The 13487-nt window shown below is 69.0% G+C and carries 17 protein-coding genes and 1 pseudogene; 11 read left to right on the top strand and 7 right to left on the bottom strand.

The genetic code is table 11. The features are described 5' to 3' along the window. Nucleotides 1–104 precede the first annotated feature (104 nt). On the top strand, nucleotides 105–1211 hold the full coding sequence (locus ACFV9H_RS15825; protein ID WP_385398059.1) for a DUF4396 domain-containing protein: 1107 nt from the start codon (nucleotides 105–107) through the stop codon (nucleotides 1209–1211). Nucleotides 1212–1464: 253 nt separating this feature from the next. Here ACFV9H_RS15825 and ACFV9H_RS15820 read toward each other — a convergent pair whose 3' ends face one another. Both ACFV9H_RS15820 and ACFV9H_RS15815 read right to left on the bottom strand, forming a co-directional pair. Next, the gene (locus tag ACFV9H_RS15820) at nucleotides 1465–2310 is read right to left on the bottom strand and encodes a MerR family transcriptional regulator (RefSeq protein WP_385398057.1); all 846 of its coding nucleotides are present in this window, start codon (nucleotides 2308–2310) and stop codon (nucleotides 1465–1467) included. 524 nt (nucleotides 2311–2834) lie between these two features. Further along, the gene (locus tag ACFV9H_RS15815; protein ID WP_385398055.1) at nucleotides 2835–3605 is read right to left on the bottom strand and encodes an SDR family oxidoreductase; all 771 of its coding nucleotides are present in this window, start codon (nucleotides 3603–3605) and stop codon (nucleotides 2835–2837) included. Between the two features lie 95 nt (nucleotides 3606–3700). Between ACFV9H_RS15815 and ACFV9H_RS15810 the strand changes: the two genes are divergently transcribed. The 6 genes and pseudogenes from ACFV9H_RS15810 (at nucleotide 3701) to ACFV9H_RS15785 (ending at nucleotide 6704) form a co-directional block, all read left to right on the top strand. Beyond that, on the top strand, nucleotides 3701–4648 hold the full coding sequence (locus tag ACFV9H_RS15810) for an AraC family transcriptional regulator (RefSeq protein ID WP_385398053.1): 948 nt from the start codon (nucleotides 3701–3703) through the stop codon (nucleotides 4646–4648). Between the two features lie 82 nt (nucleotides 4649–4730). Then, nucleotides 4731–4859, top strand: coding sequence for a hypothetical protein (locus tag ACFV9H_RS15805; protein WP_385398051.1), 129 nt, complete (start codon nucleotides 4731–4733; stop codon nucleotides 4857–4859). Nucleotides 4860–5072: 213 nt separating this feature from the next. Then, nucleotides 5073–5288 (top strand): hypothetical protein, encoded by a 216-nt coding sequence (locus ACFV9H_RS15800; RefSeq protein WP_385398050.1) that lies wholly within the window; start codon nucleotides 5073–5075, stop codon nucleotides 5286–5288. 34 nt (nucleotides 5289–5322) lie between these two features. After that, nucleotides 5323–5835 carry a GNAT family N-acetyltransferase gene (locus tag ACFV9H_RS15795; RefSeq protein WP_385398048.1) on the top strand — a complete coding sequence of 171 codons (513 nt, stop codon included), beginning with the start codon at nucleotides 5323–5325 and terminating at the stop codon, nucleotides 5833–5835. Between the two features lie 270 nt (nucleotides 5836–6105). Further along, nucleotides 6106–6225 (top strand): annotated as a pseudogene (locus tag ACFV9H_RS15790) (IS3 family transposase); the annotation flags it as partial. Nucleotides 6226–6320: 95 nt separating this feature from the next. Next, nucleotides 6321–6704: a VOC family protein gene (locus ACFV9H_RS15785; RefSeq protein ID WP_385398144.1), complete on the top strand. Its 384-nt coding sequence runs from the start codon at nucleotides 6321–6323 to the stop codon at nucleotides 6702–6704. 483 nt (nucleotides 6705–7187) lie between these two features. Here the strand turns inward: ACFV9H_RS15785 and ACFV9H_RS15780 are convergent, their stop codons facing one another. Then, nucleotides 7188–8015 carry an alpha/beta fold hydrolase gene (locus tag ACFV9H_RS15780; RefSeq protein ID WP_385398046.1) on the bottom strand — a complete coding sequence of 276 codons (828 nt, stop codon included), beginning with the start codon at nucleotides 8013–8015 and terminating at the stop codon, nucleotides 7188–7190. Nucleotides 8016–8063: 48 nt separating this feature from the next. Next, a complete protein-coding gene (locus ACFV9H_RS15775; RefSeq protein ID WP_385398044.1) occupies nucleotides 8064–8672 on the bottom strand; it encodes a TetR/AcrR family transcriptional regulator in 609 nt (202 codons plus the stop codon). 140 nt (nucleotides 8673–8812) lie between these two features. On the opposite strand from ACFV9H_RS15775, the gene ACFV9H_RS15770 reads away from it, so the two are divergent. From ACFV9H_RS15770 to ACFV9H_RS15755, 4 genes are all read left to right on the top strand, one after another. Beyond that, entirely contained in the window at nucleotides 8813–9616 is an 804-nt protein-coding gene (locus tag ACFV9H_RS15770; protein WP_385398042.1) for an alpha/beta fold hydrolase, read from the top strand. Further along, nucleotides 9613–9765, top strand: coding sequence for a hypothetical protein (locus tag ACFV9H_RS15765; protein ID WP_385398040.1), 153 nt, complete (start codon nucleotides 9613–9615; stop codon nucleotides 9763–9765). Before ACFV9H_RS15770 ends, ACFV9H_RS15765 begins: the two co-directional genes overlap by 4 nt. Before the next feature lie 554 nt (nucleotides 9766–10319). Beyond that, nucleotides 10320–10550, top strand: coding sequence for a hypothetical protein (locus tag ACFV9H_RS15760; protein ID WP_385398038.1), 231 nt, complete (start codon nucleotides 10320–10322; stop codon nucleotides 10548–10550). A 216-nt stretch (nucleotides 10551–10766) separates the two neighbouring features. Beyond that, nucleotides 10767–10901: a hypothetical protein gene (locus ACFV9H_RS15755; RefSeq protein ID WP_385398036.1), complete on the top strand. Its 135-nt coding sequence runs from the start codon at nucleotides 10767–10769 to the stop codon at nucleotides 10899–10901. Between the two features lie 51 nt (nucleotides 10902–10952). Here ACFV9H_RS15755 and ACFV9H_RS15750 read toward each other — a convergent pair whose 3' ends face one another. The 3 genes from ACFV9H_RS15750 to ACFV9H_RS15740 form a co-directional block, all read right to left on the bottom strand. Continuing rightward, nucleotides 10953–11447, bottom strand: coding sequence for a hypothetical protein (locus ACFV9H_RS15750; RefSeq protein ID WP_385398034.1), 495 nt, complete (start codon nucleotides 11445–11447; stop codon nucleotides 10953–10955). Nucleotides 11448–11725: 278 nt separating this feature from the next. Beyond that, a complete protein-coding gene (locus ACFV9H_RS15745) occupies nucleotides 11726–12325 on the bottom strand; it encodes a dihydrofolate reductase family protein (RefSeq protein WP_385398032.1) in 600 nt (199 codons plus the stop codon). Then, complete coding sequence (locus ACFV9H_RS15740) at nucleotides 12322–13176, bottom strand: metalloregulator ArsR/SmtB family transcription factor (protein ID WP_385398030.1); 855 nt, start codon at nucleotides 13174–13176, stop codon at nucleotides 12322–12324. Before ACFV9H_RS15740 ends, ACFV9H_RS15745 begins: the two co-directional genes overlap by 4 nt. Nucleotides 13177–13487 lie beyond the last annotated feature (311 nt).

Genomic DNA, 13487 nt, shown 5'->3' with positions numbered 1-13487 from the left:
CCACGTCACTGAACGGCCCGCTGGGACCGTCTCCGTGTACAGCTTGAGATAGCGATGGCAGCGGTCGACGATCCGCTGGTCGAGGAAGGGCAAGCTCCTCCGTTTTGTCGGGCAGGTCGCCGCCGGCCACCCGCGGCAGCGAGCTGTGCACCGGGGACGCCATCCACGGGCCCAGCACCGGCGAGCGCAAGACGGACGTGTTCGCATTCATCGACGACCACTCGCGGGCGATCGTGGGCCACCGGTTCGGGCTCGCCGAGGACACCGTCCGCCTGGCCGCCGCCCTGCGGCCGGCACTGCCCGCCCGCCGCGACCGCGGCCGAGCGTGTCGCTCACACGGTGGCCGACGCCCGGCCCCGATGATGACCGGCATGAACGGGACCGCGGCCGACGCGCTCATGTACACCTGGTTCTTCCTGGCCATCCTGTCCGCGGTCTACGTGGCGTACGACGCGTTCACCAGGAACCCCGAACTCACGGTAATGAAGTGGGGCTGGGTCCTTGTGACCCTCTACATCGGCCCCGTCGGTGCCGCGCTGTACGTCCTGTCCTGCAAGGAACCGCGGCCCGGCACGCACGAGCGGTTCACGGCCCCGTTGTGGAAGCAGGGCCTCGGCTCGACGATCCACTGCGTGGCCGGCGACGCGACGGGCATCATGGTGGCGGCCGTTGTCGCCTCCCTGCTCGATCTACAGCCCTGGGCCGACGCCCTGCTGGAGTACGCGGTGGGCTTCGGCTTCGGACTCCTGGTGTTCCAGGCCCTGTTCATGCGTGACATGCTCGGCGGACGCTACACGACCGCCGTCCGCTCGACGGTCTTCGCCGAGTGGCTGTCGATAAACTGCGTGATGGGTGCGATGGTCGCCGTGAACGTGATCGTCCGCAGCCACGTCCCGGGGGCCCGGGACGTGGCCGACGTGCGCTTCTGGGCGACGTTCGCGCTGGCGGTGCTGGCCGGCCTGGCTTTCGCTTACCCGGTCAACGTATGGCTGGTAGCCAACCACCTCAAGCACGGCATGGGCACCGTACGGGCCCTTGGCGCGGGCGGCGCCACCCTCCCGGCCTCGGCGCCGGAACCGATCTCGATGGACGCGATGGCCATGCCGGAACCGGATGTGACCGGCGAGCAGAAGGCCGCCATGGCCACCCTGACCATTGTCTTCCTCGCCTCCGGGGTGTTTCTGGCCGCTCTCTTCGGCCACCTCGCCTGACACCCGCCTCCCAGCCGAGCACGTGTGTGCCGACCCATGAAGGACGTGCACCCGCGCCCGCTCAGACGACCGTTCGTACTGTTTCGGACTTCCCGTCAGACCGTGCGGCCGAAGCAGCCGGTCGAGCGGGTCGAGTGCGGGGGCGTCCTTCGTGGGCCGCCCGTGCTGGTCCGGGGTGACGTTGCCGAGCAGATCTGTCGTGTCGGACAGGGCCTGCGGACAATGGCGGCCCCGGGCTGCTGTGAGCGGGTGTCTAATCGTCGGCAGGCTCGTCGATCGGCCAGGCGATCTCCAGGCGGTTGTCCGGGTGGTCCGGTGTCCCGGTCCACCGGCGGTAAACCATTCGGGCCGGGCCCGCGAAGGTGAAGCCGTGCTCGGTGATCCAGTCGGCGACGGCGTCGTACGCGCCGAGGATCTGCGGGAACGCGGCGGCCGCGCCCTCGACCTCCGTGCAGGCGAGGGTGCTCTCGGGCAGCTCGCGCACGGTCATGCCCTCAGGCAGGTCCGTGGGCTGCGCGCCGTCTTCCCAGAACGGCAGGCACGCCTCGACGAGCGTCTCGTTCTCGTCGTCGCACACGCCGTGGAATCGGACGAAAGCGGGCCCGGTGAAGGTGAGCGGGCCGCGGCCGGCGACCTCGTACATTGCCTGGTAGGCGACGCGGAGGAAGGCGTCGAGCCCGGAGTTGTCCATGGTCGCCCCGCGGACAAGAATCCGTTCGGCGGCGCCCTGGCGGACGGTGACGCGGTGGGTCATCTCTGCTCCTTCGGTCAGTCGGCTCAACAGGCTGTGGACCACGGAGCGCTGCACCTCCAGCCGCCGCTCGGCCGCCCGCAGATGCGCCTGCAGGGCGGCGGCGAGCTCCTCCTCGCCGCCGCCGAGTAGCCGGCGCACCTCCTCGACCGGGATGTCCAGCTGCCGCAGCGCCCTGATCGACTGCGCCGTACGCACCTGGTCACGCCCGAAGTACCGGTAGCCGCTCACCGGATCGACGAACGCCGGCATCCACACGCCACTGGCGTCGTAAGGCCGAAGCGCGGTGACCGAGAGGCGGCTGGCCTGCGAGAACTGCCCGATCGGCAGCAGGTTTCTCCTATCCACGGCATTGACTGTGCCGTCTCGCGTTACCTGAGAGTCAAGCCGTCCTCGGATGACGGCTTCACCGCCATCGCCAAGGCGCGCCCGGACATCCCTACGCCACGACTGGGCGCGCCTGGCCGGCCAGTACCGAGGCTGTGCTTTTCGGGTGGCAGGGCGCCCATCGCGACGGCGGCTTGGGCGATGCCCCTGGTGCGGTGGCCGGAGCGGGCGAGCATCAGCCCCCGGTGTAGCTCCAGGCGGAGAGCCGCTGCCGCTAGCGGATGCGACGTGCCGAAGCCTGGCGGCTTCTGCGCCAGTTCGACCAGCGCAGGAGTGAGTTCAGGGCTGTGATCGGCGGGCTGAACAGTGCGCCGATCAGGCGGCGGATCTCCGGGACGGGACGGTCAGGTCGACCGGGTCTCCGCTTCGGGCCGGTCGGCTCGCATCCGCACGTCTGGTCGGCCTCGCGTCGTCGACTGCCGCGGCAAGGAACGCGTCGCGTCGCTACGGCGTTGCTCCGCTGGCTGTTATGTGTGGCGCCCATGTCACACCAGCGCCGCGCCGCCGTCTATCGCGAGCGTGGTGCCGGTGACGTAGGCGTTGGCCAGGACGAAGAGATAGGCCGCCGCGGCTTCCTCGGCAGTGCCGACACGCCGCGTGAGCAGCTCGGACCCGGCGCCCTGGAGGAAAGCCTCCGGGTCCGGCACACTGGCGTCCCACAGCTCGGTACGGATCACACCGGGTTGGATCACGTTGACGCGCAGAGGGGCGAGTTCGACGGCGAGTGCCCGGGACAGGGCCTCGATGCCGCCGGTGATACCTGCCGTGAGCGCGGTTCCGGACAGGGGGCGGATCGCCAGGACGCCGGAGCTGAAAGTGATCGAGCCGCCGTCGCGCAGTCGCGGTGCAGCGTACTTGGCGGAGAGGAACGCGCCCCAGAACCGGCGCTCAAAGACGGCCTTGGCCTCCTGCGGGGTGGTGTCGACCAACGGCTTGATCAGCAGAGATTCGCCCGCGGTGTAGACGAGGTGGTCGAACTCCCCGACCTGCTCGAAGAACGCGGCGATGGCGTTGCCGTCGGCGACGTCCAGGCGGCGGCCTTCGGCCGGCTCGCCCAACCGCTTCGTCGCGGCGTCCACGCGGTCCTGATTGCTGGAGGCTACCACGACGTCCGCGCCGGCCGCCGCGGCCTGTTGGGCTACCGCGAAGCCGATGCCGGAGGTTCCACCGATGATCACGATCTTCTTGCCGGCCAGAGACATGGGATCCATTCCTTCGTCTTCGTCGATGCAGTCGCGGGGTTCGGCAACCGCCATGGCAAGAACGTACGGCTCCACATCGAGACGGTGAATGACTTGAAGTCTCGATTCCCTGTCATATCGTCTCGCCGTACAGGCACTAGAGTGGCGTCATGGACATCCTGAGCGACACCCTCGAAGTCCTGCGCACGGGACGCCCGATGGTGACTCGCACCGACGCGCACGCCCCGTGGGCCCTGAAGTTCCAACCCATCTCAGGAGCCGGATTCCACGTGGTCGTGGAAGGGCACTGCCACCTGCTGCCACCGCACGGCCAACCGCTCGCGCTCGGACCCGGCGACATCGTGTTCCTGAAGCGGGGCAGCGGACACACCCTGTGCGACGTCCCGGACCGCGATCCGGTGGACTTCGTACCGGACCGCGTGGACCGTTCCTCGCCGATCGGCCAGGTCACCGTGGACGGACCAGGGCCGCACACGGTGCTGGTGTGCGGCGCGTACGCGATCGACGTTGATCGCCCGCATCCGCTGTTCAGCGATCTACCGGAGGTCATCCACCTCCCCGCGGCTCCCGGCCGCCACCCGGTGCTGCGCTCGGCGGTCGATCAGCTGTGCGCCGAGTTCCACGCGCCGCAGCCGGGCTCGGACGCGGTCGTCACGGCGCTCATCGATCTGCTGCTGCTGTACATCCTCCGGTCGTGGTACGCCGAACTACCGAAGGAGCGGACCCGGGGTTGGGCGGCCGCGCTGACCGACCCGGCAGTCGCCCCGGCCCTGAAGGCGATCCACGACGATCCCGGCCATCCCTGGACCGTGGAGTCTCTGGGCACCCGCGCCGGGCTGTCCCGCGCGGCTTTCGCCCGCCGCTTCGCCTCGGTGGTCGGCGAGCCGCCGTTGACCTACCTGACCAACTGGCGGATGGCCACCGCGGCGCGGTTGCTGCACCGATCGCCGACCCCGCTGAGCACAATCGCGCAGCACACGGGGTACACGTCGGAGTTCGCCTTTGCCAAAGCTTTCAAACGACACTTCGGGTCGCCGCCGGGGGCCTACCGCAAGCAGGTCAACACGGCAGGCGACGAACCAGTCGGATACAACTGACGGAGGGCCAGGGCATCACGGCAGCGGAACCGCGGGCCGTAGCGCAAACGCTGCTCGATGGCAGACGTCGTTCGACCAGGCCATGGCTCGGATCGCGGGCCTGTTCGGTCGAGTGGAACCTCGGGCCGCGGCCCGCACCTGTCTGCTCGGGCTGCTGTCCGGGACCGAGCGCAAGAGCTGCCGGCAACTGGCGGAGCACGCCGGCCGGTGACAGGGAACGTGAAACCCCCGCAGATGGAGATCCGTTGGGGCGGCTTCCACCTGACTGTGCAGACCATCCCCGGATGGCTCGTCGCCCCGATCACCACCGCGGCGGGGGAGCGGGAACGTGGTGGGCGCGGCATCAGCCCACCACGCTCGGTCCATGCGGGCGCTGTCCGGGGCCTGTGCGTGTCCCCGAGCAGGTCAAGATCGTTGGCAAGGCATGAACAATGCCAAGCGCATGTTTGCCGCCATCGCCATCGCGGGGGCTGCCTTGTCTGTCGCGGCCGGCGCGCACGCCGCTGATCCTGTTCCCGTCACGGACCGTTCTCGGCTCAACGCCAATGACGCCCTCGTCGTTGAAGCCATCCACACGGACGTCTGGAAGTCCGGTTTCGACGGGGGCAACGCCACCACGGGGAGCGTGGACGGCTTCTAGACGAATGGATCCGAAGTCGGGGATGATCAGTGGCATGCGGACGGTCCTGCACGGAGCCCTGGTGACGCTTCGCCCGTCGACGGTGGGTGATATCCCGGCTCTGGCCGCGATCCGAACCACGCCTGAGGTGTACGCGCGCTGGCGGGGCGGCGTGGACCTGACGGCGGCCGTGGCCGAGGACCTCGAAGATCCCGGGACCCGGACCTTTGCGGTCGAGCACGGCGGCCGGGTGGTCGGCGCTATCCAGTGGGGGGCCGAGGACGACCCGGACTACCGGCATGCCAACATCGACATCTATCTCGACCCGGCGGTGCACGGCCGCGGCCTCGGCACAGACGCCGTCCGCGTCCTGGCACGCCATTTGATCGATGATCACGGATACCGCCGACTGGTGATCGACCCGGCCGCCGACAATGCCGCCGCCATCCGGTGCTACCGCAAGGTCGGCTTCCGCGCGGTGGGCATCATGCGGCAGTACGAGCGCGGCCCGGACGGTAGCTGGCACGACGGGCTGCTGATGGACCTGTTGGCGGAGGAACTGGAGTAAGTCTCACGTTCGGCTCCACCAAGGCGGCGAGGGCCTGGCTCTCTGCAGCGGCCGTCGGTACGACCGGCTGCCTCAGAATGCCCCAGCCCAACCACAGCACGTACCCGGCGCCCGAAATGGTCAGGGCGGTGAGCGCAGCCGGTGAGCTCGCCACGATCACCGCCAGGCCCGCGTACAGCGCCCATGACTGCCACTTCAGGGCATCAGGCCCGCTGGAACGGATCACCTTGGCCGCGTAGCCGTGACGATCACGGCCCGTGCCGCTGGCACACCCGGGCCGTCGCCCGGTCCGCGATCTTCGACTACATCGAGGGCTGGTACAACACCCGCCGACTCCACTCCAGCCTCGGCTACCAAAGCCCAGCCGAGTACGAAACCACGGCAGCCTGACCAACACAAACAACCTGTCCGCCAAACAGGAACAACCCCAACCGATGAGCGCAGCTCGTTGGCGTCTGGAGTGGAAGTCGGGAAGGCTGGGGCGCATGGTTTCGGTATTGCAGAACGTGGCGATTGACTGTGCGGATGCCTACGAGCTGGCCAGGTTCTGGAGCAGTGTGACCGGCCGTCCGATGCATCCGGATGTCAGACCGGGTGACCGGGAGACTCAGGTGCTGCTGGCGGAGGGCCCAGTGCTGTACTTCAACCAGGTGCCCGAGGCTAAGACGATCAAGAATCGGATCCATCTGTGTTTGCGCCCTGAGACCTCGCGCGATCAGGAGGTGGACCGGCTGCTGGGCCTCGGGGCCACGTTTGTCGGTGATCACCGGAATCCTGATGGTTCAGGCTGGGCAATCCTTGCTGATCCCGAAGGCAACGAATTCTGCGTTCTGCGCAGTGAGTCCGACCTGGCCGCCATGAATTCCTGACGCTGACGCGCTGTCCTGGCCGGTTTCGTGCGACAACTGGTCACGTCACGTCACGTCACGTCTTGTCGAACGTCGACGGCCGGCACCGCGAGCGCCGGGCCTCCGGCGGTTCGCGAGCTGGTCGACTTTGGTCCCGGCCGCCGTTATGGGCAACTCGCACGGATTCAGTCGGCGACGACCGGCCCAGCCTCCGGGCCGGCTACCGGGCTGACTCGCCGGCAGCGATCCCGCGGGATTTCTCTTCGCGCTCGTCGCCGGTCAGATGGCGCTCTGAGCGCTGCTGCGGAGTCAGGCGGACGCCACCGCTCTGGTACGGAAACCGGCGGACGTGATGCATCGGTGCCCCGAGTGCCCGCCCCCTCAAGCTGAACGACTGCCCCTCGCGCCGGCGTCTCCAAATCTCATCCTGCCGAGCCGGCGAGGACCCGTGGTCACGCACCTGTGCCTCCACGACCACATGATCATCCGCGGCCGGTGAGTTGGTCACTTGAGGGTGCCTTCGTTTGCCGACAAGGTGACCTCGTCGAGGAACTCCTGGAACAGGTGCCGCAGGACGTCGGGGCGTTCCAGGTGTACGTCGTGCCCCGTGCCGGGGACGCTCACGGCCGTCGTCCCCGATTGCTGCCGCAGCATGGCCTCGGACTCCTGCGGAGGGATGAAGCCGGACTGGCCCAGGACGGCCAGGACCGGACACCTGAGCCTCGCCCACTCGTCCCAGAAGGAGCGCTGGGCGTTCTCGGCCAGCGAGGCGACCATGACATCCCGGTCGAAGCGCGGCCTCCAGCCTCCGTCGCGCTCCACCAGTCCGGCGGCCCAGCCCTCTCCGACCGGGCCGCCGCCGAGGAATTCGACTGCGGCCTCCCGTGACGGGAACGGTGTCGGCCACGCGTCGAGCCATCCGCCGATCTCCGCCCGCACGTTCGGGTTCGGGCCTCCGGGGCCGGCTTCGACGAGGACGAGAGCGCGCACGAGGTGGGGGTGTGCGGCGGCGGTCAGCATGGCGGTGTGGCCACCCAGCGACTGCCCCGCCAGGACGGGCCGGTGCAGGTTGAGCTGCTCGAGGACGGCGACGACGTCGGTGACGTACGCGGCACGGCTCACCTCGTGCGGGAGGCGCTCGCTGGCGCCGTGGCCACGCTGGTCGAAGGCGACAACCCGGTAGCGGGAGCTCAGGGCCCCGGCGAGGTCGTCCCATTCGCCCGCGTGTCCGGCAAGCCCGTGCAGGAGGACGATGGGCGGCCCCGAGCCGCCCCAGTCACGGCACGACAGGCGGACGCCGTCGCGCTCCACGATGCGCTCGGACCAGGTCATGAAGGCCCCTTTCCGGGGTCGGGCAGATCGGCTGTTGCGGTGTGCTGGTCAGCGGTAGGCGGCGAGGAAGACGCGGGTGCCGGCGGCGGCGTAGCGGTCGAGGTCGGCGTCGGTGTGCTGGGCGCTGCCGGTGAACATGGCCTTGTTCACCGGGATCCACAGCAGCAGTCCGGAGAAGTGGTTCGCGGCCAGGCGCGTGTCGTCGATGCGGAGCAGTCCCTGGTCGGTCAGGCGCTGGAAGGTCGCCGCCAGCGTGGCGAGCCCTCGTTCGAAGCCCCGCTCGTACCACTCGGTTCCCAGGTCGGGAAAGACGTCGGCGTTGGCGATGATCAGGCGCCGGAGCTGGATCACTCGGGGGTCGGTGAGGGCGGTCAGGAGCCGGCGGGCGAGCCGGGTCAGGTTCTCTTCCAGGTCGGCGTCGTCGGTCGGGAGGTCGGCCAGCAGGTCGATCGTGGTGTCGAGCCGGTCGGTGGTGGCCAGGACGATGTCGGCGAAGAGCTTCTCCTTGTCGGAGAAGTGCTTGTAGACGGTCTGCTTGGACACCGCGGCCAGCTTCGCGATGTCGTCCATGCTCGTCCCCGAGTACCCCTTGTCCAGGAACACTGTGGTCGCGGCCTCCAGGATCGCCTGGTGCTTGCGCTCTGAACGGCTGTCCACCCTCGACTCCTTCTCCATGCGTCTCAGCCCCCTGAGAAGAGTACTGGACTGACCAGTACCCGTGTGAGTACTGTACCGTCTAGTTCTGAAGCGGGGTTTCCGGCCCTGCGTACCGCGCAGAAATATGGGAGTGGTTCCTCATGGACAAGGTGTTCTCTGCCGACGGCACGGCCCTCGCATACGAGCAGCAGGGCTCGGGCCCCGCCGTGGTGCTCGTCGGCGGCGCTTTCATGACGCGCGGCGATTCCGCCGAACTCGCCGGCCTGCTGGCCGAGCACTGCACCGTGATCACGTACGACCGCCGGGGCCGCGGCGACAGCGGGGACAGCCCGGAGTACGACGTGCAGCGCGAGGTCGAGGACCTGGACGCGCTGATCGAGCGCGCGGGCGGCGAGGCGATGGTCTTCGGCATGTCCTCCGGTGCCGTACTGGCGCTGGAGGCCGTAGCCCGGGGCAGCGCCGTGACCCGACTGGCCCTGTACGAGCCGCCGTTCATCACCGACTCCAGCCGGCCTCCGCTGCCCGCCGACTACGTCGCCCACTTGACGGAGCTCGTGAAGCAGGGGGCGTACGGCGATGCCGTGGCCTACTTCATGACCGCGGCCGTGGGTATGCCGGCCGAGGCCGTCGCCGGGATGCGCCAGGCCCCCTTCTGGTCCGGTATGGAAGCCACCGCGCGCACCCTGCCCTACGACGGCCAGGTCATGGGTGACACCATGTCCGGCCGGCCACTGCCCGCCGACCGCTGGCAGTCCGTGACGGTGCCCGTCCTCGTCGGCAGCGGGGACGCGGGCGCGCCGCAGATGCTGGGCGGGGCGCGGGAACTCGCCGCACTGGCCGACAACTTCACACTGCACGTCTTCCCCGGCCAGGAGCACAACATCGGCCCGGACCTCCTGGCCCCTGTCCTGACCGACTTCTTCACCACCGGGGAGCAGGCGTGAGCGAGGTCTTCGCCAGTCTGGGCATGTCCCTGGACGGCTTCATCGCCGGCCCCGACTCCCGCCCCGACAACCCGCTCGGTGATGGCGGAACGCGCATCCACGAATGCGTCTTCGGCGTCGAGACCTGGCGCGCCCGCAAGACCGGCTGAGGGCAGACCAACCAGGACGACGCGATCGTCCAGGAGAACTTCTCCCGCGCCGGCGCCTACATCATGGGACGGCAGATGTTCGCCGAAGGTGAGGTCGGCCGGCCCGACCCGCCGCCCTTCCGAGCCCCCGTCTTCGTGCTCACCCACACCCCGTCCAGATCCACCTCGCGCCCCTCGTACTCGGATCGGGCGCCCGGCTCTTCGACGGCGTCTCGCCCGGTCTCGACCTCGTGCCCACACGGGTGGTCGACTCCCCCCAGGTCACCCACCTCACGTACCGAATCAAATCGTCCTAGGCATGTAACGTGCCGAGGCTGGTGTTGGCCTGCTCGCGGCGCTCTCGCTGCCCCGCCGAAGCACTGGGCGTGCCGGCCTGCCAGAGTGGCCTGATGCTTCTGAGTCCTGAGAAAACCCGGTTCGTACGGGGTGCCACCCCTGTGCTCCTGTTGTCCGATGCCCCGGTCCATGACGTTCTACCGGTTCTGACCGCGCCTGACGGGGCGGTACCCCGGTGCGAGGGATGGAGCATCGTCCCCAAACTCACCCTGTGTGTCGTGGACGGGCCGGGCGAGGCTGGGCTCATCGTCCCTGCCCTCGCGGCCCCGGTGATCGATGCTGCCGTCGGGGGCGCCGAGTCTGGCGACATGGGCGACTGGTGCGCGGACGTCGAACGCGCCGGCGGTGCGGTCGTCCTGTCACTCGACGAACTGCCCGAGGTGCTCGATTGGGCCCACTTGCTGGGCTCCGGCGCCGCCCACGGCGGGTTCATGGCAAGCCTGAGCTGACGCCCGCCCGAGCCTGACGCCACCCCTGGCCGCTCAACACTGCCTTGGCGCACGCCGCCGAAGTGGTCCCGCCGCGAGACCCGGCGGGAATCGTCGATTCAGGACCGGTTCCGCGACCTCGTCGCGGCCGCCGTCGAGCAGCTGCCCACCGGCCCGGTCCTGGACGGTGAGCTGCTCGTGTGGGATTCCGCAGACCGGCGCGGTCAGCTTCGAAGGGTGGCGGCGCCGGGCCGCCTCCCGCTCAGGTGCACGTACTCCCGGTCGTGGACCCACATCAAGTCCGCCTACGGGGTGAACGTCACCGCAGCCGAACACGACCAGTTGAACACCATGCTCGACACCTGCTACTGAGCCCGGCCGCCCCGGACCGTCACCGGCCCGGGGTCCGTCAGGAACAGGTGGTCACGAGCGGGTGAGGGTGTACTCGTAGGTGACCCCGCGAGAGGCGATGTTGCCGGTCAGCTTGGTGACCCGGGAGGTGCCATCGCTGCATCCGGCCATGGCGAGGGTCGGACCCCACGGCGTTGCGAAGCTGATCAGATTCCTGCCGTGCTGGTCTTCCAGCAGAGTCGGGGCGGAGGTTACGGCGTCATCTGAGATGACCGGGTGGTAGAACTCCGCTCGGACGAAGCCGTTGGGGATCGCCCCTGCGGAGGTCTGCGGAGTGAGTGTCATGGCGATGGGTGAGGCGCCTCCGCCCACGGTCAGCGTGCCGGCGAAAGCGGTGTCGGCAGTGCCCCGGGCTGTGGCGAGGTAGTCCGCAAGCAAGCCACCGCAGGTGTCGACGACTCGCGCGCTCCCCAACTTGTGGTCTACGGCGTTCGCGGAGGGGACCGTGAGGAGGGCGGCTGTCGCCATCAGCGTGCCGATGGCGAGACCACGCGTGGTGTGATTCATATTCCGCCAACGATCCGGGCGGGTGATCGTTTCGGCCCGCGCCATCGGGCAGGACGGAGGCTCCGCGGTGCTCCGAGGTCGGGAGCACCAGCCCGGAATCGGGCACGCGTCACCTCATCCCACGCCGGCCCGGCCGCCGCCGGGTAGTCCCTGTTGGCGGCCACGATGTTCGTGACGCTGATCAGGCAGATCGTGGGGGATGGGCGTGACCGCCGACGCCACTCCCCTCAGCCTGCCGGGTCGCCCGCCTCGCCTGCTGAGTACGTTGATCGGCCGGATCAGCGCACTCGGTCGTAGACCATGGCGATCTCACCCAGATCGCCGGTCTCCTGACGGGTGAGCTTCCATTTCGAGCTTGGCAGGCCGTCGTCGAACAGCCGCTGCCCGCCCCCGACGATCTCGGGGAAGATCATGAGATACAGCCGGTCCAGCAGGTCCGCCGAGAGAAGCGCCTTGATCACGCTGACGCTGCTGTTGACGAGGATGTCGCCTACACCGGTGGTCTTGAGGTCGGCGACAACGTCCGCAGCGGGGGCGTTCACCACGCGCGTGTGTTCCCACGGAGCCTCGGCCAAGGTGGTCGAGAAGACCACCTTTTCCGTGTCGACCAGCCACTTCGCATATCCACGATCACGTGGATCGGCGTTCTCGTCGGCGGCGACCGACGGCCAGTACCCCAGGAATCCCTCAGCGTTGACCCTGCCGAGCAGCGCGGTCGTCGCGCCTTCCCAGATGCGGGCGAGGTGGTCGCGAGCGACCTCGGTGGTCACGTACGGGGCGAACGCGCCGAAGTCGTTGGCCCCACCGGGACCGTTGTAACGCCCGTCGAGACTGAGGGCCAGGTTCGCGGTCACCCTGCGGCCGGTCGAGTTGGTCATTTCGCGCTCCTTGTGTCGGCACTGTCGGTGTCGTGCGGGTTTGCGGCGAGGGCCGCCACGAGTCGGTCGAGGCTCTGGCCGAAGCCGATCTCGATGCCCGCGATGTAGTCCGCGGAGTCGACGGTGCTGTCGGTGATCTGCCAGTGGGCGTCGAGGTCCGTGCCGGTGTCGGTGGGTGTCAGGCCGAGGTCGACGTGGGCGGTGAAGGCGATGCCCCCGTCGGGCAGCACTGGAGACAGTCGGTAGGTCAGGCGCTCACCGGGGCGTACGTCCTCGACGACTCCCTCCGCCCGACCGGCGACGAGGTCGGAGCCGTCAATGTCCTCGGCATCGCGGTACTCCTGGACGATCCGCCCACCCGGTCGCGCCTCGAAGACGAGCTCGGAGACGCGCAGGTCATCCGGTGTCCACCAGCGGGCCAGCAGGGATGCCTCGGTCAGCTGGTGCCAGACCAGCTCGGGGCTCCCCGCCAGCGACCGGTGGAACCTGAACGAGCGGCCGTCGGCCCACCCCGATTCCTCGGCGGCGAGCCGCTCCGCGCGGAGACTGAGTCCATAGCGGTCGTAGGTCGCTCGTGGGCCACCGACCTGGTCCGCAGTGTCGGCGAGCCGGTTGAGTGCCGCTGCCAGCTCTCGCAGAGGGGCAGGCCGAAGCGCATAGATACGTCGCTGGCCCGTGCGCTGGGAGGTGACGATGCCGGCGCGCTCGAGGGTCTGCAGATGCTTGGTCGTCTGTGGTTGGCGTGCCTCGGCGAGCTGGGCGAGGACGCCGACCGGGCGGGGCCGCTCGGCCAGCAGTCTCACGAGCCGCCAGCGGGCCGGGTCGGCCAGTGCGGTGAGGAGTGCGTCCATGGGCACATATTCCTTGCAGTGAATATTCTTGTCAAGGAATAATTACGGTGTCCACAACGTGAGCGTCGGGCCGCGCACTGTGACGCCCTTGGTGGTTTGCACGACCGAGCAGACCATCAATCATCAGGTCGGAAAGTTCGTCAGCGGAGACACCGCGGTCTGTCCGCAGGGTCAAGTGACGGCTGGCGGCGGTGCCGTCGCGACCGCACAGCATCGCGGGAAGCGGTGACACCCAGTTGCCGGCCGGACAGGTGGGATCGGCCCACATCGAGTGCCCGCCCTGACCCAGCCCCTGAGGCGGTCCAGGCCAG

Source organism: Streptomyces sp. NPDC059874 (assembly GCF_042731135.1).
In the GTDB taxonomy this organism is placed as follows: Bacteria; Actinomycetota; Actinomycetes; order Streptomycetales; family Streptomycetaceae; genus Streptomyces.
The sequence above is the reverse complement of the archived record's forward strand: the minus strand, read 5'-3'. Positions and strand labels throughout refer to the sequence as shown.

Excerpts from the sequence above, each read along its gene's own strand:
- ACFV9H_RS15815 (WP_385398055.1), bottom strand. The coding sequence starts at position 3,605 with ATGGCGGTTGCCGAACCCCGCGACTGCATCGACGAAGACGAAGGAATG.
- ACFV9H_RS15810 (WP_385398053.1), top strand. The coding sequence starts at position 3,701 with ATGGACATCCTGAGCGACACCCTCGAAGTCCTGCGCACGGGACGCCCG.
- ACFV9H_RS15805 (WP_385398051.1), top strand. The coding sequence starts at position 4,731 with ATGGCTCGGATCGCGGGCCTGTTCGGTCGAGTGGAACCTCGGGCCGCG.
- ACFV9H_RS15800 (WP_385398050.1), top strand. The coding sequence starts at position 5,073 with ATGAACAATGCCAAGCGCATGTTTGCCGCCATCGCCATCGCGGGGGCT.
- ACFV9H_RS15795 (WP_385398048.1), top strand. The coding sequence starts at position 5,323 with ATGCGGACGGTCCTGCACGGAGCCCTGGTGACGCTTCGCCCGTCGACG.
- ACFV9H_RS15785 (WP_385398144.1), top strand. The coding sequence starts at position 6,321 with ATGGTTTCGGTATTGCAGAACGTGGCGATTGACTGTGCGGATGCCTAC.
- ACFV9H_RS15780 (WP_385398046.1), bottom strand. The coding sequence starts at position 8,015 with ATGACCTGGTCCGAGCGCATCGTGGAGCGCGACGGCGTCCGCCTGTCG.
- ACFV9H_RS15770 (WP_385398042.1), top strand. The coding sequence starts at position 8,813 with ATGGACAAGGTGTTCTCTGCCGACGGCACGGCCCTCGCATACGAGCAG.
- ACFV9H_RS15750 (WP_385398034.1), bottom strand. The coding sequence starts at position 11,447 with ATGAATCACACCACGCGTGGTCTCGCCATCGGCACGCTGATGGCGACA.
- ACFV9H_RS15745 (WP_385398032.1), bottom strand. The coding sequence starts at position 12,325 with ATGACCAACTCGACCGGCCGCAGGGTGACCGCGAACCTGGCCCTCAGT.
- ACFV9H_RS15740 (WP_385398030.1), bottom strand. The coding sequence starts at position 13,176 with ATGGACGCACTCCTCACCGCACTGGCCGACCCGGCCCGCTGGCGGCTC.